General features: G+C 62.5%; 17 protein-coding genes. 15 read left to right on the top strand and 2 right to left on the bottom strand.

What is annotated here, in order from left to right:
- The first annotated feature begins 35 nt into the window (after positions 1 to 35).
- The 13 genes from ACFOTD_RS03120 to ACFOTD_RS03060 all read left to right on the top strand — a co-directional run bounded on the left by ACFOTD_RS03120 (position 36) and on the right by ACFOTD_RS03060 (position 15,428).
- Positions 36 to 926: an ABC transporter permease gene (locus ACFOTD_RS03120; RefSeq protein WP_378115700.1), complete on the top strand. Its 891-nt coding sequence runs from the start codon at positions 36 to 38 to the stop codon at positions 924 to 926.
- Positions 927 to 940: 14 nt separating this feature from the next.
- Positions 941 to 1,816, top strand: coding sequence for a carbohydrate ABC transporter permease (locus ACFOTD_RS03115; protein ID WP_378115598.1), 876 nt, complete (start codon positions 941 to 943; stop codon positions 1,814 to 1,816).
- A gap of 23 nt (positions 1,817 to 1,839) precedes the next feature.
- Positions 1,840 to 4,764, top strand: a complete 2,925-nt coding sequence (locus ACFOTD_RS03110) for an Ig-like domain-containing protein (RefSeq protein WP_378115596.1) — start codon at positions 1,840 to 1,842, stop codon at positions 4,762 to 4,764.
- A gap of 61 nt (positions 4,765 to 4,825) precedes the next feature.
- The gene (locus tag ACFOTD_RS03105) at positions 4,826 to 6,184 is read left to right on the top strand and encodes a neutral/alkaline non-lysosomal ceramidase N-terminal domain-containing protein (protein WP_378115594.1); all 1,359 of its coding nucleotides are present in this window, start codon (positions 4,826 to 4,828) and stop codon (positions 6,182 to 6,184) included.
- Between the two features lie 14 nt (positions 6,185 to 6,198).
- Positions 6,199 to 7,863 carry a glycoside hydrolase family 3 protein gene (locus ACFOTD_RS03100; RefSeq protein WP_378115592.1) on the top strand — a complete coding sequence of 555 codons (1,665 nt, stop codon included), beginning with the start codon at positions 6,199 to 6,201 and terminating at the stop codon, positions 7,861 to 7,863.
- A 23-nt stretch (positions 7,864 to 7,886) separates the two neighbouring features.
- Positions 7,887 to 8,645, top strand: a complete 759-nt coding sequence (locus tag ACFOTD_RS03095) for a sugar isomerase domain-containing protein (RefSeq protein WP_378115590.1) — start codon at positions 7,887 to 7,889, stop codon at positions 8,643 to 8,645.
- A 32-nt stretch (positions 8,646 to 8,677) separates the two neighbouring features.
- Positions 8,678 to 9,553, top strand: coding sequence for a dihydrodipicolinate synthase family protein (locus ACFOTD_RS03090; protein WP_378115588.1), 876 nt, complete (start codon positions 8,678 to 8,680; stop codon positions 9,551 to 9,553).
- On the top strand, positions 9,550 to 10,917 hold the full coding sequence (locus ACFOTD_RS03085) for a M20/M25/M40 family metallo-hydrolase (RefSeq protein ID WP_378115586.1): 1,368 nt from the start codon (positions 9,550 to 9,552) through the stop codon (positions 10,915 to 10,917). The genes ACFOTD_RS03090 and ACFOTD_RS03085 overlap by 4 nt, the downstream gene beginning before the upstream one ends.
- A gap of 3 nt (positions 10,918 to 10,920) precedes the next feature.
- Positions 10,921 to 11,295: a RidA family protein gene (locus tag ACFOTD_RS03080; RefSeq protein WP_378115584.1), complete on the top strand. Its 375-nt coding sequence runs from the start codon at positions 10,921 to 10,923 to the stop codon at positions 11,293 to 11,295.
- Positions 11,296 to 11,313: 18 nt separating this feature from the next.
- On the top strand, positions 11,314 to 12,063 hold the full coding sequence (locus ACFOTD_RS03075; RefSeq protein ID WP_378115582.1) for an SDR family NAD(P)-dependent oxidoreductase: 750 nt from the start codon (positions 11,314 to 11,316) through the stop codon (positions 12,061 to 12,063).
- A gap of 41 nt (positions 12,064 to 12,104) precedes the next feature.
- Positions 12,105 to 13,205, top strand: a complete 1,101-nt coding sequence (locus tag ACFOTD_RS03070; protein ID WP_378115580.1) for an alanine racemase — start codon at positions 12,105 to 12,107, stop codon at positions 13,203 to 13,205.
- Positions 13,206 to 13,221: 16 nt separating this feature from the next.
- On the top strand, positions 13,222 to 14,259 hold the full coding sequence (locus ACFOTD_RS03065; RefSeq protein ID WP_378115578.1) for a zinc-dependent alcohol dehydrogenase: 1,038 nt from the start codon (positions 13,222 to 13,224) through the stop codon (positions 14,257 to 14,259).
- 287 nt (positions 14,260 to 14,546) lie between these two features.
- Entirely contained in the window at positions 14,547 to 15,428 is an 882-nt protein-coding gene (locus ACFOTD_RS03060; RefSeq protein ID WP_378115576.1) for an SMP-30/gluconolactonase/LRE family protein, read from the top strand.
- 645 nt (positions 15,429 to 16,073) lie between these two features.
- On the opposite strand, the gene ACFOTD_RS03055 is transcribed toward ACFOTD_RS03060, so the two are convergent.
- Entirely contained in the window at positions 16,074 to 16,436 is a 363-nt protein-coding gene (locus ACFOTD_RS03055; RefSeq protein ID WP_378115574.1) for a hypothetical protein, read from the bottom strand.
- A gap of 149 nt (positions 16,437 to 16,585) precedes the next feature.
- Entirely contained in the window at positions 16,586 to 16,774 is a 189-nt protein-coding gene (locus ACFOTD_RS03050; protein WP_378115572.1) for a hypothetical protein, read from the bottom strand.
- A 175-nt stretch (positions 16,775 to 16,949) separates the two neighbouring features.
- Between ACFOTD_RS03050 and yqfC the strand changes: the two genes are divergently transcribed.
- Together yqfC and yqfD are read left to right on the top strand one after the other, a co-directional pair.
- A complete protein-coding gene (gene yqfC, locus ACFOTD_RS03045) occupies positions 16,950 to 17,234 on the top strand; it encodes a sporulation protein YqfC (RefSeq protein ID WP_378115570.1) in 285 nt (94 codons plus the stop codon).
- A 188-nt stretch (positions 17,235 to 17,422) separates the two neighbouring features.
- On the top strand, positions 17,423 to 18,625 hold the full coding sequence (gene yqfD, locus ACFOTD_RS03040) for a sporulation protein YqfD (protein ID WP_378115568.1): 1,203 nt from the start codon (positions 17,423 to 17,425) through the stop codon (positions 18,623 to 18,625).
- The last annotated feature ends 3 nt before the right edge of the window (positions 18,626 to 18,628 follow it).

Here is an 18,628-nt window from a genome sequence, read left to right as displayed (position 1 = left end):
AGCCAGCCGAAAAGCCGCGCTTCCGATTTCGCCTCATGCGCGATTTTCGCGTCAACCGCTTCTTGTACCTCATGATTTTGCCCGTCGTTCTGTATTACGCCATCTTCCATTATGCGCCGATGTACGGCATCCAGATCGCCTTTAAAAATTACTCCCCCGGCACGGGGATGTGGCATAGCCCCTGGGTCGGGTTCCAGTATTTCCGCGAGTTTTTCAACGGTTTTTACTTCGGGCGGCTGATTCGCAACACCTTGCTGCTTAGCGCCTACGATCTTATTTTTCAATTTACGGCGCCGATTCTGCTCGCCTTTCTCCTGAACGAGCTGCGCAGTCCTGCGTTCAAGCGGATCGTTCAGACAGTCGCATATTTGCCTTACTTTATCTCGCTCGTCGTCGTCGTGGGTCTTATGGTCGACTTCCTGGCCAGAGACGGCCTGATCAACGACGTGCTCGCGGCGTTCGGCGTGGAAAGACATGCTTACTTAAGCGAGGCCGGATGGTTCCGCACGCTGTTCGTGTCTTCGGGCATCTGGCAAAATGTGGGCTGGGGAACGATCATCTACCTGGCAGCGATCGCGGGCATCGATCCATCGCTCTACGAGGCGGCCAAGGTGGACGGCGCCAGCAGGTGGAGACAAAATCTCCACATTACGCTGCCGGGCATCGGATCGACGATCATCATTCTTTTCATTTTGCAAATCGGCAGTCTCATGTCCATCAACAGCGACAAAATTCTGCTTATGTACAATACGGCGACCTACAGCACTGCCGACGTCATCGGCACCTACGTGTACCGCAAGGGCATTCTGGAAGCCAACTTCAGCTACAGCGCCGCGATCGGCTTGTTCAATTCGGTCATCAACTTCGCGCTGCTCATCGTCGCCAACGCCGTCAGCAGGCGCGTATCGGAGACGAAGCTATGGTAAGGGGGCGGCGGTCAATGAATCATCGGAGCGCCGGAGAACGGCTATTCGATATCGGCAACACCGCTTTTATGATCCTTTTAATGTTCGCGTGCCTGTATCCGTTCTGGTACGTGCTGGCGGCTTCCTTCAGCGATCCGGGCCAAATCGCCGAGACAAGAGGCATGATCTGGCTGCCGCACGGTCTGAGCCTGGAGTCGTACAAGGCGGTATTCAACAATCCGATCATCATGACCGGCTATTTCAATACGCTGTTCGTCGTCGTCGTCGGCACGCTCGTCAACGTGCTGATGACCGCGCTCGGTGCTTACGTGCTCTCGAGAAGCCACTTTATGCTGCGCAATCCGATCATGTTCCTGATCGTGTTCACGATGTTTTTCAACGGCGGACTGATTCCCAACTACATGGTGGTGAACGGGCTCGGCCTGCTCGACAACCTGTGGGCGCTGATCCTGCCCGTCGCGATGAACGCCTTCAATCTGATCATCATGCGGACGGCCTTCCAGACGGTGCCGGTCAGTCTCGAGGAGTCGGCGCGGCTGGACGGCGCGAACGACTTCACGATTTTGTTCAGAATCGTGCTGCCCTTGTCGATGCCGGTCGTGGCCGTCATGATTCTGTTCTACGGCGTGGCGCATTGGAACTCTTGGTTCAACGCGCTCATTTATATGCGGGACCGCGGGCACTATCCGCTGCAGCTTATTTTAAGAGAAATTTTGATCAGCAACAGCACCGATAGCATGACGACAGCCGCAGGCGGCAACAAGCTTCAAGTCGCGCTCACGATCAAGTATGCCACGATCATCGTCGCCACGGGACCGATTCTGATCCTGTACCCGTATTTGCAAAAATTTTTCGTCAAAGGCGTGATGATCGGCGCAATCAAGGAGTAGTCCGATAACGAGGAGGAGATGGCATGCAAGTTCGCAGCGGTATCGCGTCCGGCTTCGGCATCCGCAGGGCAACGACCTTTGCTTTATGCATCGCGCTCTTGGCCGGCGTCTGGTACTGGGGACCGTCCACAGCTTATGCCGCAACCGATTATTACGTATCGCCGGCGGGCAGCAATTCCAATCCGGGCACGCAGGCGCAGCCGTTCCTTACCATACTCAAAGCGTCGCAGACCGCTGCGCCCGGCTCGACGATCCACGTCGCGCCCGGGACGTACGAGGGCGGCTTCCGTACCTCGGCGAGCGGGACGGAGACGGCAAGAATCCGCTATGTGTCCGAGGTGAAATGGGGGGCCAGGATCGTGCCTCCCGTCGACAATCCGAGCAAGGTCGTATGGGACAATCAGGGCAGCTACGTCGATATCGAAGGCTTCGAGATCGACGGCAACGGCACGGCCACGCTGAACGGAATCCTCACGGAGGGCTCCTTTACTGCGGTTCGCGGCAATCACGTCCACGATATCGCCAGCGCCGTGCCGTGTACGTCCCAGGGCGGCGCCGGCATCAACACGGATTACTATTATTACGGCGTCGGAACGGAGATCTCCGGCAACGTCGTGCACAACATCGGGTTTGCCGGCTGCAGCTACATCCAGGGCATTTACGTCAGCACATCGGGGACGGTATCCGATAACCTCGTCTATCAGATCGGCGGCGCCGCGGTTCACCTGTGGCATGACGCGAACACGGTCACGATCTCGAACAATACGTTGTTCTCTTCCTGGTTCGGCATCGTCGTGGGCGGCGGAGACTACTATCACACACAGGGCCCGGCAGACCAAATCCATGTCTCCAACAATATCGTTTACGACAATACGTACGGCATTTCCGAACAGGGAAGCACCGGGCCGGGCAATACGTACACGAACAACCTCGTCTATCAAAATGCGACCTATAATCTCAGCCTGCAGAATGGACTGACCGATACCGGCACCGTGTCGGCCGATCCTCAATTCGTCTACTACGCGGCCGCGGGGGGAGGGGACTACCGGCTGAAGGCGTCGTCTCCCGCGATCGATGCAGGCGATCCCGTCTATGCGACTGCCGCCGATCTGGACGGCCATCCGCGGCCGGTCGGCGCGGCGGTCGACTTGGGCGCCTACGAATATACCGGCGCGTTCGAGATCACCGCGCTCGCGAAGACGCTCAAGGCCGGCGAAACGACGCAGATTCTCTCGGCGTCCGACCTGTCAGGCGCGACGTTTGCGAGCGACCGGCCGGACATCGCGACCGTTGACGGCAGCGGCCTCGTCACGGCTGTCGCAAACGGCGAGGCGGTCATTACGGCGACGATGGCGGAACCGGGCGAAGCGCGCACCGCTACGCTGCGCATCAAGGTGGCGGAGCATCTGGAGACGGTGTCGCTGCAAACGTCCGAGACGGAAACCGAAGTGGGCCAGACCCGTCAGTTTAGCGTGGCGGGGCTAATGAGCGATGGTGCGCCGGCGGATCTAGGCGCGGCTGCCGTCCGGTATTATATGAGCGGCCGAACGGTCGCCACCGTCAACTCGGCCGGCCTCGTGACCGGTCTCGCCGCGGGCACCGACACGCTGAACGTAGACGTGACGCTGGATGGCGTGACCAAGTCGTCCCGCACGGCCCTCACGATTGCGCCGCCGACCCTGGCCTCCGTCACGCTTTCCTTGTCCCGGGACACCTTGATCCGGGGACAGACCGCCCAGGCGGCGGCGGCCGGCGTTTCGCCTAACGGCAAGGCCACCTCGATGAAAAACGCGACGATCGCCTACCGGAGCGCAAATCCGTCCGTCGCAACGGTCAGCGCGAGCGGCCTCATTACGGCGGTCGCGCCGGGGACGGCCCTGATCGGTGCGGACGTCACTTTAAGCGGCAAAACCGTATCGGCCGAGCGTACGATTACAGTGCAGCCGGGCGCCGCGTTTCTTTTCGGCTTCGCCAAGCTGCCCGTCGTCGAGAAGACGGCGAATACGATTTTGTATAACCCGACGCTGCAGTTCGAGGCGGTGACGGAGGGGCCGCGGATTACGTTCGGCCTCGAGGTGCCGGAAACCCATCTGTACCAGGTGAGACTACGCACGTTCAAGGCGACGAGCTACGGGAAATATACGATCCTGCTCGACGGGCAGCCGCTCGCAAACTATGACTTCTACGGCAGCACGGGCGCGGGTACGGCGTTCGATCCGATCGGCTCGGCGCAGCTCGCGTCGGGTACGCATCAGCTGACCTTCGCAAACGTCGGCAAGCGGGACGAAGCGACGAACTACAAGATGGGCGTCATCGAGCTCGAGCTGCTGGCGCTTCCGGATCAGACGGCGCCGGTCACCGGCGCGGCGCTGTCGGGTACGGCGGGTACGGACGGCTGGTACAAGAGCTCCGTACAGGTGGCGCTGACTGCCGACGACGGCGACACGGGCGTGGCCGCCACCGAGTACCGGTTGAATTCGCGCGGGACATGGCGTCTCTATACGGCGCCGCTCGCTTTGTCCGCGGACGGCGTTTACGCGATCGAATACCGCTCCTTAGACGCCGCAGGCAACGTTGAGCGGGCGAAGGCGCTTAAGGTCAAGATCGACAGAACTGCGCCAAGGCTAACCGTTCGTCTTGACCGGACGGTGCTTTGGCCGCCGAACGGCAAGATGATCGCTATTCATGCGTATGTGAATAAAAACGATGCGGGCTCCGGCATCGCTGACGTTCGTTTGACTTCCGTCACGAGCAGCGATCCGGGCGGCGCGGACGATATCCGGGCCAGAATCGGCAGCGCTGATAACGTCTTCAGCGTGCGCGCGGAAAAATCGGGCGGCGGAAAAGCGCGCATTTACACGGTGACGTACACGGTTACCGACCGCGCCGGCAATCAAGCCTCCGCATCCGCGACGGTGACCGTTCCGAGGTCGCAGTCGGGACACTAAGGATTGAAGAATGAGGGACGGCGATCGACTACGGACATTCAATCGTAAAGGGGAAATCCGCATGAAATTCAGCGTCGCAACGGCGGATATTACGCCGATAGGGCCAGTGTGGCTGGCGGGCTTCGGGGACCGGACTCACAAAAGCGAGGGCGTTCACGACCCCGTTCATATGAAAATCGTACTGTTGCAGGCGAACAAGACGCTGCTGATCGTCACGCTCGACGCCGTCGGCGCAGACCGCAGCTTCATCGTGGGCGTGAAGGATGCGCTCGAGCAGGCGTTCGGCCTCGCGCACGAAGACGTGCTGATTAACTTTTCCCATACGCATGCTTCCGTCAAGCTGACCGGATCCGACTATGCCCAGAGAGATACGCTATACAGCATGGCGGACGGCGTCGACTTCAACCGGACCGCGGGCGCGCTTCCCGAGGATGAAGCGTATTACGCCTTTGTAAGAGACACGCTGGTGCGGCTGACCGCGGACGGCCTCGCGAACCTGACGGACGGGGAGCTGCTGCTCGGACGCGGAACGTCCCGATTCTCCGTAAGCCGCAGAAAGCCGACCGCCGCGGGCATCAAGTGGGCGCCGTATCCGGAAGGCGAGTACGACGACGAGCTGATCGTGCTCAAGCTGGTCGGCAAGAACGGCGAGCTAAGGGCGTTGCTCTATAATTACGCCTGCCACCCGACGTCTATGGGGCCGGACAACTATCTGGTCTCCGGCGATTTTGCCGGCGCGACGAGCCGGATGCTGGAGGAGAACTATCCGGGGACGACGGCCCTGTTCCTGCAGGGCTGCTGCGCGGAGCTCAAGCCGGTCAAGAGCGCGGCGGACGGCGCCTTCAAAAACTGCAGCTACGCCGAGATGGAGGAGGCGGGCGCGGATCTGGCGCGGGATGTCGTGCGCGTCGCGGAAGAGAACGCGTTTGCGCCGGTCCGCTGCAGCTTCCGCACGATCCTCGTCGATCCGCTGCTGTATACGGAGCAGACGGAGGCTTCCTTTTACGAGCGGCTCGCCGATTCGCCGGACACGGGCGAGTATCGCAGGAAGAGCGCTGTCCGCACGCTTCGGAAAATCAAGGACGGCACAGTCAAGGACCGAGCGCCGCTGTACATCTCCGTCTGGCATCTCGACGAGGAGACGCGACTGATCGCGCTCGAGGGGGAGATCGCGACCGCTTACTCGCTGCTGCTTAAGCGGATGTTTCCCGGCGGCAGAACGATCGTGCTCGGCTATACCAACGGCAACTATTACTATGTGCCGACCAGGCAGATGATTGCGGAAGGCGGCTATGAAGCGGACGCCAACTATTGCTTCGGCAGCTTCAGGGGGACGTTCGTGCCCGAGGTCGAGGATATCGTCGTCGGACAAATCGTCAAGGCGGATCTAAGGCTGCGAATGCAGGAACCGATCGCGTGAAGGGGAGGACTGACATGGCAGGCAGCGCCGCAGATTGGCTCGCACAGATGACGCTTGAGCAAAAAATCGCGCAGATGATCGTCGTCAGAGGGCACGATTATTTGCAAAAAACGCTTGATATGAACGCGGAAGGCCGAGTCGGCGGCGTGGGAGCCGTCCTAATGACGACGAAGGGGTCGCGGAAGCTGACGGACATCGTCGCATGGGTGAACCGATTTCGGGCGGAGGCGGCCGCCCCGGTCCTGCTCTATCTGGACGCGGAAAACGGGCTGGCCGATACCTTCGACTTCGGTACTTCGTTCCCGACGCTGATGGCGCTCGGCGCGACGCGCTCCCGCGAGCTGGCCTACCGGATGGGCGCCGCCATCGCCAGGGAGGCGCGGGCCGTCGGCTTCGGCATGGTCAGCAATCCGACCGTCGACGTCAATTCGAATCCCGACAATCCGATCATTAATACGCGCGCGATCGCCGACCGCGCCGATCTGATCGTAGAGCTGGCGGGCGAGCTGGTCCGCGGCATGCAGGAAGCGGGCGTCATTCCGACGGCAAAGCATTTCCCCGGACACGGGGATACGCGGGAGGATTCTCATATCTCGATGCCGACCGTCGGGCGCGAAAAGGCTTACCTGCTGGAGGCCGATCTGAGGCCTTACCGGGAGCTGATTCCTCAAGGTTTGATGGGCATCATGACGGCTCATATTTTATTCCCCGCGCTATTGGCGCCGGGGGAGGAGCCGGTGCCCGCGACATTGTCCGAGACGATTATGACCGGTCTCGTTCGCGAGGAGCTGGGCTTCGAAGGTCTGCTGGTTTCGGATAGCCTGACGATGCGCGGCGTCAAGATGCAATACGGCATCGAACGCGCGGCCGTTATGGCCGTCCAGGCGGGGCACGACCTGATTCTCCAGGATTATGAGTCCGATCCGGAGATCACGTTCGCGGCGCTCCTTGAGGCCGTCGGCTCCGGCGACATCTCGCCCGCGCGCATCGATCGTTCCGTGGGACGGATCCTGGCAGCGAAGGAGCGGCTCGGGCTTCTAGGCAGCGACCCGATCGATGCCGGGGAGGCCGGAAGCGTCGTCGGCTCGGATGCGCACGAGGCCGTCGCGCGCGAGATCGCCGAGCGGTCCGTCACGGTGCTCGAAGCGAGCTCGCTGCCGCTGTCCCGCAAGCGGACGCTGCTCATCGCGACCCGCGGCGCGGAGGAAGGCATGGAGGCCGAGGACTTGGGCTATGTCGTCAAGGGCAAGGCGGGTTACCTGTTCGAACGGGCGGGGGCATACGGCGACGACATGCTCACGCTTGTCGTGAACGAGTATCCGACAGCCGAAGATACGGCGCTCGTCATGCGGGCGCTCGCAGACGACAGCGTAGAGCAGGTGGTTTTCGCGACGTTTGTCCGCGTGCTTTCCTACAAGGAAGGGAGCGGGACGGTGCCCGAATCCCAGCTGCGCCTGCTCGAGGCGATCCGGAATAAGCGCGAAGACGCGACCCTGCTTCTCTTCGGCAGTCCGTACGCCGCCAAGTCGCTCGTCCCCTTTGCCAACTGCCTATGCGCCTACGGCGATTGCACGCATTCGATCGACGCCGCGCTTAAGACGCTGTACGGCGAGATCCGGGCTTCCGGCAAGCTGCCGGTCGCCGTGAACGAAAAGTACGATTACGGCTACGGTCTTTGACCGCAGCGAAAAGAGGTCCATGGATGTCAACATCTCCTACCGAGCGTTACTTGGCGCTAGTGACGGCGCATTTGAACAAATTGCAGGAGGAAGAGCATGCCGCGGTCCTCCTGGCCGCTCGTTTGGTCGCAGAGCAGGTCAAGGCGGACCGGATCGTGTACGCGTACGGTCCCGGCGGACATTCCAATCTGGGCGCGCAGGAAATTTTTTTCCGTGCGGGGGGCTTAATGCACGTCAGCGCGATTTTGGACGAAGGCACTTTGCTTAGCGGCGGCGCGCTGCGTTCGATGGCGATCGAGCGTACCTCCGGGTACGCGGCCGTCGTGCTCGAGGACTACGGCATAGGCGAAGGCGATCTTCTCATCCTCATCAACGCCTACGGGATTAACGCGGCCGTTATCGACGCCGCGATGGAGGCCAAGCGGCGCGGCGCTTCGGTCATCGCCGTCACCTCGTCCGCGCATGCGCGGGAGACGCCGCCGGATCACCCGGCACGGCATCCGTCCAAACGCAATTTGCACGAGCTGGCAGACGTCGTGCTGGACTGCAAGATCGGCGTCGGGGACGCCGTGCTAGAGCTCGACGGGCTGGAGCAGAAGGTAGGCGCGATGTCCACGTTCGCGAATGCGTTCTTGCTGAACGCGCTGGTCGCGGAGACAGTGGCCATGCTGTCCGCGGAAGGCGTACGGCCGCCGATCTGGATGAGCGGCAACGCCACCGGCGGAGACGCGTGGAACCGCCGACATATGGCGCAGATCAAGGGCCGCGTTAAAAAGCTGTAGGCATACATTTACGAAAAATAGGGGGAACAGCCGTGAAAGGGAACATTCCCGTTATTCCGACGCCGTTCGTCGACGGAAAAATCGACTACGAGGACTTCGAGCGTTTGATTTTGCATACAGGCGATTATGTGGAAGGCTACGTCATCGGCGGCAGCACCGGCGAGGCGCCCGCCCTGTCGGCGGAGGAGAGGATCGAGATAGCCGCTTTTTTCGCGAACCGTCTTCCTGGCAAGCAGATCGTCATCGGCCTGGGTCACACGAATTTGGCCGAAGCTTCCCGCATCGGCCGGGCGGCCGTCGACATGGGCATTCGTTCTGCGCTCGTTCCAAGCCCTTATTACTTCCCCAATTCGCTTGGCATGGTGAAGGCCTACGTGGCGAAGCTGGCCGCGAATACGGGCATGGACATCGTTTTTTACGACAATCCGGTCACGACCGGCACGACCTTTGCGACGGAGCAGCTGATCGAATTGGCGCAGGCCGTTCCCGCGATTCGGGCGATCAAGATGACCGACCATAATATGGAGAAAATCAGGGGCTTGAAACGCGAAACGCCGCTCGCCGTTTTCGCCGGCGACGATATCGTCTGCTACCGGGCGATCGAGGCGGGCGTCGACGGCAGCATGATCATCGCGCCGCTCATCTATCCGCAAGCCTTCAAAGAAGGCTGGGATTTGTACCTTGCGGGCAAGCGGGAGGAGAGCTTCGCGGTATTTGCGAGAACGGTCCTTCCCTTTGTCCATATGTTCGGGCCGGGCGACGAAATCCCGACGACCAAGGCGTTGTTCCGCCAGCTTGGCTTGTTCAAAAGCGCGGAGACGCGGCTGCCGCTTCTGCCCGCGGACGCTGCCAGGACGCGCGAGACGCTGCTAGGGTACGAATACGGCCTGGCCGCCGCGCTTCCATGAGCATTCGCGAATGGATCGCTTCCCGGCAAGGGCTCGTGGTTGAGACGCTGTCCGCGCTCGTCCGTCACGATACCGTGAACCGCGTGACTTCCGGTACGGAGCGGGAGTGCCAACGGACTCTGCATGCGCTGCTGCGGGAGCTCGGACTCGAGGCGGAGATGTACAGCCCGGAGGAAGTAGCCGGATTCCGCGAGCATCCAGCTTATTATCCGGGCAAGGACTACGGCGACCGTCCCAACGTCGTCGCGGTCTGGCGGGGGGCTGGCGGCGGACGTTCGCTGCTGTTCTCGGGCCATATCGACACGGCTGCCGTCGCGCCGGGCTGGACGTCCGATCCTTTCGAGCCGCGCATCGCAGACGGCAGGCTGTACGGTCTCGGCGCTTACGACATGAAGGGCGGTATGGTTGCGGCGCTGATCGCAATCCGGTGTCTGAAGGAGCTCGGCTTCAGGCTGCGCGGCGACGTTCGCATCGAATCCGTCGTGGACGAAGAGTTCGGCGGCGCGAACGGCACGGTAGCGGGACGCGCGCGCGGCACTTGCGCCGATGCCGTCATTATCCCCGAGCCTACCAATCTCGCCTTGTACCCGGCGACTCGTGGAGGCGCGCTCTGGCGGCTGACCTTCCATGGGACGACGGGGCTGGCGTTCGGCGGGGAGACGATGCGGAATCCGGCGAACGACGCGGCGCGATTTATCGTGTTTCTCGAGCAGTACGAGCGTGAACGCGCGAAGCGTGAGGGGCCAGGACCTTGGTACTCGGACCGGCAGGCCGCGCTGCCGATCATCGTGACGCGTCTTGCGGCAGGGGATCTGACCATGCCCTTGTGCGACGTCGGACCGGTGGCGTGCGAAGTCGACATCTGGACGGAATGCGACCCGGGCGTAAGCGAAGATCAGCTGCGCGAAGAACTGCTTGCCGGCTACGCGCGCTTTTGCAGCGGCGAGGATGCCAAGACGTACGCGCCGCCCTCTTTTGCGCGCATGATCCGTTTCCTGCCTGGAAGCGCGGTCGCGCCGGATTTTCCGCTGATCGGACTGTTGTCCCGGGAGATTGCGGCGGTCACGGGGGAAGAGGCCGAGGTGACGGGGGCGCCGTTTGCCTGCGACGCTTTTGTATTCAACGAATACGGCGGACCGCCCGCGCTTATTCTCGGTCCATCGGGCGGTCATGCGCACGCGCCGGACGAATTCGTGGATCTCGGCAGCATGGCCGACCTGATCGAGATTTACGCCGGCGCGATGCTCCGCTGGTGCGGCGAGGCGACGATTGCAGATGATGCGGCGGAAGTGAAAGAAGGAGCGATCGAAGCATATGCCGCGGTTGAAAATGCGGCCCCATTCGAAAAGCGAGGAGCGACTTAAAACATGAGAAAAGCGGTCAGCACCCCGAACGCGTCGCCGGGCGGCGGACCTTACTCGCAGGCCGTCGTGAGGGGCAATCAGTTGTTTGTCTCCGGGCAGGGTCCGCTGGATGAGCAGGGACGCATCCGGAGCGGGGATATCGAAGCCGAGACGCGGCTGACGATGGACAATATCCGGACAATCGTGGAAGCGGGCGGCTTCACGATGGACGATGTCATGCAGGTCAGCGTATATCTGGCCAGCCTTGCGGACTTCGAGCGGTTTAACGCCGTCTACCGGACCTACTTTAATCCCCCGTTCCCCGCGCGAAGCTGCGTAGAGGCAGGGCTGGACGGCATCAAAGTGGAAGTGGACGCGATCGCATGCAGGACCGAGTAAGAGACGGGAGGGCGCGCCATGGAGCGTTTTAGGGAACGCGTCGTGCTGGTGACAGGCGCGGCGCAAGGCATAGGCTTCTCGATCGCGGAAAGGTTTGCTGCCGAGGGCGCGCACGTGGCCCTCGCGGATATCCGGGAAGCGGAGCTGGCCCGGGCGGAAAGGTCGCTCACGGGCAGGGGATTTTCGGCGGCCGGCTATCCGCTGGACGTGTCCGTGCCCGAGCAGGTCGATCAAACGGTCGCGGCAGTCGTGGGCAAGCACGGCGCCATTCATATTTTGGCCAACAACGCCGGTATCGCCTGGGAGGAGCCGTTCGTGGACATCGGGGACGATCGCTGGCGGAAAATGATCGACGTGAACTTGAACGGCATGTTTTACGTGGCGCAGCGCGTGGCCCGGCATATGAAGGCGAGGGGCGGAGGCGTCATCATCAATATGGCCTCGACCAACGGTCTGGCCGGCGAGGCCAAGTACGCCCATTACAATGCTTCAAAAGGCGCGGTCGTACTGCTGACCAAGACGATGGCGATTGAACTGGGGGCCGGTGGCATCCGCGTCAACGCCGTCTGTCCGGGCTACATTCAGACGCCGATGTCGGAGGCGATCGACGACCCTGCGTTCGTGGCTCGTTATATCGATGCGCACATCCCGCTCGGCCGGGTCGGCCAGCCGTCCGATATCTCGGGCATATTCGCTTTTCTCGCTTCGGACGACGCAGCATTCGTGCATGGCGCCTGTATCGTCGCGGACGGCGGACAGCTGGCGTAAGGGGCGGCTGGCGTAAAAGAGTTTAAAGGAGGGGGCGGCTCATGCGTAAGTCCGAGCTGGATACGCCATGCATTTTGGTCGACCGCGTCAAGCTGCTGGACAATATCCGGCGATACCAGGGCTATGCCGACGCGGCGGGCATCGCGCTGCGTCCGCACGCCAAGACGCACAAGACGCCGGAGATCGCCCGGCTGCAGGTCGAAGCGGGCGCGGTCGGCGTGACCGTCGCGAAGCTGGGAGAGGCGGAGGCGATGGCGGACGGCGGGATACGCGACATCGTCGTCGCGTATCCCATCGTCGGCAGCGCCAAGCTCGCGCGACTGATCGCGCTCGCGCGGCGCGCGAAGATAACGGTCGCCTGCGACGGCATCGATGCGGCGGCCAGCCTTTCCGAAGCGGCGCTGCAGTCGGGGCTTGTCATCGACGTCTGGGTCGAGGTCGACCCCGGCTACGGCAGAGCCGGCGTGCTTCCCGGCGCCGATCTCGATCGTCTGGCATCGGCGCTCGTCCCGCTGCAGGGCATTCGCGTGTGCGGCGCGCTTGTATTCGCGGGCCATTCGTACGGCGCGGAGACCGATGCCGAGCGGGAGGCGATCGCCCGTAATGAAGCGGGGACCGCCCTGCTTGCTGCCGAGGCGCTTCGCGGCTTCGGCTTCCCGATCGAATCGGTCAGCGCGGGCTCCACGCCCGTCGGGCGGTTCGCATCGGCGATGGCCGGCGTTACGGAGATCCGGCCGGGGACTTACGTGTTCGGCGACGTCATGATGGTCAAAGCCGCGGCGCTCGCCATCGAGCAATGCGCGCTGACCGTGCTTGTCACCGTCGTCAGCCGGCCGGCGGCCGACCGGGCGGTTATCGACGCGGGGACCAAGGTGTTCACGATGGACGGGGAGGATTCGGCAATCGGGACGGGGCGGGGATACGTCGTCGGGCATCCGGCGATCGAGGTCGCCTGGTTCAACGAAGAGCACGGCATATTGAAGCTGCCCGACGGCGAGCGGGGCCTCCGAGTGGGCGACCGGCTCGAGATCGTGCCGGCGCATTGCTGCGCAGTCGTCAACATGCTCGACGAACTGCACGTCTTAGACGGAGATCGGGTTGGGGCAACCTGGCGCATCGCCGCGAGAGGCAAGGTGAAGTAGCGGGAGGAGCGGTTATGTGAAGGCACTGGTATACGAAGGACCGGAAAGGATGGAGCTGCGGGAGGTGCCCGTTCCTGATGTAGGGCCTGGAGAGGTATTGATACGGGTCGCGTACTCGGGCATCTGCGGCTCCGAGCTCAGCGGGTACCTGGGCCACAATTCGCTGCGCAAGCCGCCGATGATATTTGGCCATGAGTTTTCAGGCATTATTGAGAAAATGGACAAGGCGGCGGAGGGGACGGGATTGCGCGAAGGGATGCGGGTCACGGCGAACCCGCTTATCACTTGTGGGAGGTGCGTTTACTGCGAGGCGGGCATGGCGTCGCTCTGCCCGGACCGCAAGCTGCTGAGCGCTGCGCTGCCCGGCAGCAACGCCGAGTTCGTCGCGGCGCCCGCCGCATTCGTATATCCGCTCGAGGACCGCGTTTCGCTGCGCGACGGCGCGCTGACCGAACCGGCCGCCTGCGGCATTCGCGTCGCGGAACTGGCCGCGGCCGGCCCGGGGGATACGGTGCTCGTCGCCGGCATGGGACCGATCGGCTTGTTCGCTATGCAGGCGGTCTTGCGCCAAGGCACGGCGCGCGTCATCGCGACGGACCTCAGCGAAGAACGGCTTGCCTATGCGGCGGAGCTAGGCGCCCTTGCCATAAATCCGCAGGAGCGGGATCCGGTGGAAGCGGTTCTTGCGCTGACGCACGGCCGCGGGGTTCAAGCCGCCATCGACGCGGTCGGCGCTGCCTCGACGCGAAGGCAGTGCGCCGCCGCTGCGGCGAGCGGGGGCAAGGTCGTATTTACCGGCCTGCATCAGGCTGAGACGACGCTCGACATCAATGACGCGGTGAGGCGCGAGCTGAAGCTGCTCGGCTCCTTCGCTTATTCCAGGCGCAACTTCGAAGACGCGCTTGCATCGATCGCCGCCGGGAAGATGGGACTCGGCGACCGGACGACCGTAGCCGCGCTCGAAGACGGGCCTTATTGGTTCGACAAGCTGACCCGGTCGCCGGGGAAGGAAATCAAAATCTTGCTTAACGTCGGCCGGCTCGAAGGGGAGTAGCGGCGGAGCTTGAGGTGGCTTTAGCCGAATATCGGCTACCTCGCTCCAGTAGATAGGTTTGGTGGGGCCGTTAGCCGGACTTTCCTTTCAACTCGGCGGAGAGGGCAAGTTGATGGACTGGTAGCCGGCATTTCCTGCTAACACGGTGCAAGGTGCTTGAACGGCGGGGCCGTTAGCGGCTTTTTCCGGTTAATTTGGTCGCGCGGGTCTGACCCTATCGGAAGGTCGCGCACCATCCAATCGACAGATCGCGCACCGTTATCCCGTTACCAGAAAGGAGAATCAGGATGGCGAACCTGCCGGAAGCGCTGAGCGACGAAAAGTGCGCGCTCGGCGAAAGCCCGCTCTGGCTGCAGGAAAGCGGGCAGCTAATATGGGTCGATATTGAAGGCTTGTGCATCCATTCCTACGCACCGAAGACCGGCGCTCGCAGGCGCATATCCGTCGGCAGCCGGGTCGGCGCGGTCGCGCCAGCGAACGGCGGACGGTTGGTGTGCGCAACGCAAGATGGCTTCTATTATCTCGACCTTGCGTCGGAGCGGTTCCAACCGATTGCGGATCCGGAAGCCCATTTGCCGGGCACCCGGTTCAACGACGGCAAGTGCGATCCGGCGGGCCGTTTCTGGGCGGGAACGATGCCGCTCTCGGGAGACGAACCGGCCTGTTCCCTATACTGTCTGGCCGGCGACGGCGCCGTTCGCCGGATGGTGACCGGTATCGGCTGCTCCAACGGCTTGGGCTGGAGTCCCGACGGGGCCGTCATGTATTATATCGATACGTTCACGTACCGGATCGATAGCTTCCATTATGACGCCGCGACGGGCGATATTCGAAACCGGCGGACCGTATGCCGCATTCCGCCGGAGCGGGGAGCGCCGGACGGGATGGCGGTCGACAGCGAGGGAATGCTGTGGGTCGCCTTATGGGGAGGAGCCTGCGTAAGCCGCTGGAACCCGCGGACGGGTCAATGCCTGGAGACGGTGGGGCTGCCGGTTTCTCTCGCAACCTCATGCTGCTTCGGCGGCGATGACCTGGATGTGCTATACATCACCACCGCGCGAGTGGGACTTGGCGAGGCTCGGCTGCTGAACAAACCGCTTGCCGGCAGCGTTTTCGCGTATCGTCCTGGCGTCCGAGGCTTGCCTGCGCACGTCTATTGTGGTGACTAGCATCGCCGCGACTCTCTTTTGCCGATTTGATCGTTCCGCAATGCGCCGCTATGCCTGCTTATGCGAACCAGGAGCAAGCTATAAAACGCAAGAAAGAGACGGGAAAACAAATAAAAGCCTGCATCCGTGCAGGCTTTTATTCCGATTCAGCGAGCGGAAGCGGAAATGCCTGCAAATCAGCATCCTTTTAGCTGCGTTACTCGAAATCATAAAGAAAAGGAGATGAAAGCCTGCACATTCGCATCTTTTATCGCAAAAGGTCTTGCCTATACGAAAAAGGATGTAAATGTGCAGGCTTTCGCCCTTTATTGCTCGGGCAGGCGGATAGCCGCGACGTTCCCTCCATGTAACGCTGAATAGCGCCTCTTTGCCCCGGCTGACCGCTCGGTCCCGCCGTGTAACGCTGCCCAGCGCCTCTTTGTCCCGGCTGACCGCTTTGTCCCATCATGTAACGCTGCCCAACGCCTCTTTGCCCCGGCTGACCGCTCGGCCTCTCCATGTAACGTTGCCCAACGCCTCTTTGTCCCGGCTGACCGCTTTGCCCCACCATGTAACGCTGCCCAGCGTCTCTTTGCCCCGGCTGACCGCTCGGTCCCGCCATGTAACGCTGCCCAGCGTCTCTTTGCCCCGGCTGACCGCTCGGTCTCACCATGTAACGCTGCCCAACGCCTCTTCGCCCCGAATGACCGCTCGGTCCCACCATGTAACGCTGCCCAGCGCCTCTTCGTCCCGGCTGACCGCTTTGTCCCTCCATGTAACGCTGTATAGCACCTCTTCGCCCCGGCTGACCGCTCGGTCCCGCCGTGTAACGCTGTCCAGCGCCTCTTCGCTCCGAATGAACGCTCGGCCTCTCCATGTAACGTTGCCCAACGCCTCTTTGTCCCGGCTGACCGCTTTGCCCCACCATGTAACGCTGCCCAGCGTCTCTTTGCCCCGGCTGACCGCTCGGTCCCGCCGTGTAACGCTGCCCAGCGTCTCTTGCCCCGAATGACCGCTCGGCCTCTCCATGTAACGCTGCCCAGCGTCTCTTCGCCCCGGCTGACCGCTCGGTCCCACCATGTAACGCTGCCCAGCGCCTCTTCGCCCCGTATGACCGCACGTTTCCACCATGTAACGCTGTACAGCGCCTCTTCGTCCCGGCTGACCGCTCGGTCCCACTATGTAACGCTGTCCAGCGCCTCTTCGTCCCGGCTGACCGCTCGGCCTCTCCATGTAACGCTGCCCGGCGCCTCTTCGTCCCGGATGACCGCACGCTCTCTCCATGTAACGCTGCCCAGCGCCTCTTCGTCCCGGCTGACCGCTTTGTCCCACCATGTAACGCTGTACAGCGCCTCCCAGCGCCTCATTGCCCGGCTGACCGCCGGTCCCGCAAAGGAACGCCTCCACAGCTTCTATTTGCTTTGGTTAACGCCGCAATGCCACGTTTTTGCCATGCCTTTTTCGAACCGTCCCCGATGCTCCCGTTCTCATATTCCCCGCGCGCCCCGCATATAGATGGAACGTATGGGAGGGGGACGCGTCATGCCGCGTGTCGGACGCAAGCTGCGCAAATGGACGGCCCGCGTCCTCGATCTGCCGCAGGACGTCGTGATGGACGTGCCGCGGATTACGATGATCGCGGGGCTCCAACTGACGGTGGAAAATCACCGCGGCGTGCTTCACTTTTCGCAGGACCGGCTGCGGCTCGCGATGGACCGCGGCGAGCTGGAGATCGTGGGGAGCGATCTCGTCATCCGGCTCATCGGCGGCGAGGAAGTGTTCGTCGAAGGAAAAATCACCGGCGTGCTGCTGCATCCGGGCGATTGAGAACCGCTGCCGGCAGCGCCCGGGCGCCAGGTCTCGTCCGGGCTCGGGGTCGCCAGTGCTCGTCTAGGCTCGGGGTCGCAATCCGGCAAGCCGGCGAGCCGGCCGCATAGACCTGACGTGGAGCGGCGCCGCCGAAGCGGTTGCCGGCGTCCAAGCGGGAGGACAAGCCTGAAAAGGGGGAGAAGCCGTTGAAGGGTCAATGGTTAAGCTTCATGCGCGGCAGCGTGCGCGTCAGACTCGTCGGCGGGGACAGCCGAATTTTTTTGAACGCGGCCGGCTCGAATCGGATCGAGCTGTGGGATATCGCTTACGACCGGGAAGGGCGCTTATCGTTCTGGGTGTCCGTGCCGGATTTTTTCTCGCTGCGCCCGATTCTTCGCGCGGCGGGCAGCCGCCCGCGCGTGCTAGAGCGTCGCGGCCTGCCGTTCAAGCTTGGCCGCTTGTCCAGGCGCAAGACCTTCGCGGGCGGCTTGCTGTTTTTTGTCGCGGCGCTATTCGCGCTGTCTACGCTCGTATGGGACGTGCAGGTCCATACGGACGACACGGTGCCGGAGGCGGAGATCCGCAAGGCCGCTGCTGCGGAAGGCATTCGGCCGCTGCAATGGTCGCCGCGACTGCCGGACGCCACGGAGCTGGCGCACCGGCTCGCGCGCAGGCTGCCCGACGCGGCATGGGTGGGCGTGGAGAAAAGCGGGACGAGGTACGTCATAAACGTCATTCGTTCGAACAAGCCCGAAGTGAAAAAGGAGAGCGGGCCTAGCGATCTGATCGCGAAGGCGGATGCGGTCGTGACGCGGATCGTGGCGGAAAGCGGCAAGCCGCAGGTCGCGCGCAATACGCGCGTCCGCAAGGGGGACACGCTGATCTCCGGACAGCTCGGCGAGGCCGACCGGGTCAAGCTGGTCGCTTCGGAAGGCGAAGTGCGCGGACTCGTCTGGTACGAATACGGCATCGTGTCGCCGCTGGCGCGGAGCACCAATTATTATACGGGCGATTCGGCGGAACGGACCTACCTCGTCATCGGGAACCGGGCGCTGCAGACAAGCGGATACGGCCAGGAGCCTTACGCGAATTCGAATACGTTCGCGGATTGGCGGACTTTCAAGTGGGGAGGCTGGACTTTGCCCTTTGCCATTCTGAAGGAAAAGGAGCTGGCGGTCGATAAACGCAGCGAGCGCCTGACGCCCGAAGCGGCGAGAGAAGCGGGGCTTGCGCAAGCGCGGGCGGAAGCGTTGTCCGCGGCGGGCGAGGACGCCGTCATCAAGGCGGAAAAAATTTTGCATGAACAAACGGAGAATGGTAAAGTGATGATACGTGTACTCTTTGAAATTGAACAATCGATTGCCGTACGGCGCCCGATCGCGACCGATCCCAAGATGCAGGGGGAATGAGGC

It is taken from the genome of Cohnella sp. GCM10012308, from assembly GCF_042649185.1.
GTDB lineage: Bacteria > Bacillota > Bacilli > Paenibacillales > Paenibacillaceae > Cohnella.
Note: the sequence above shows the minus strand (reverse complement) of the source record. Positions and strands in the feature narration are given on the sequence as shown.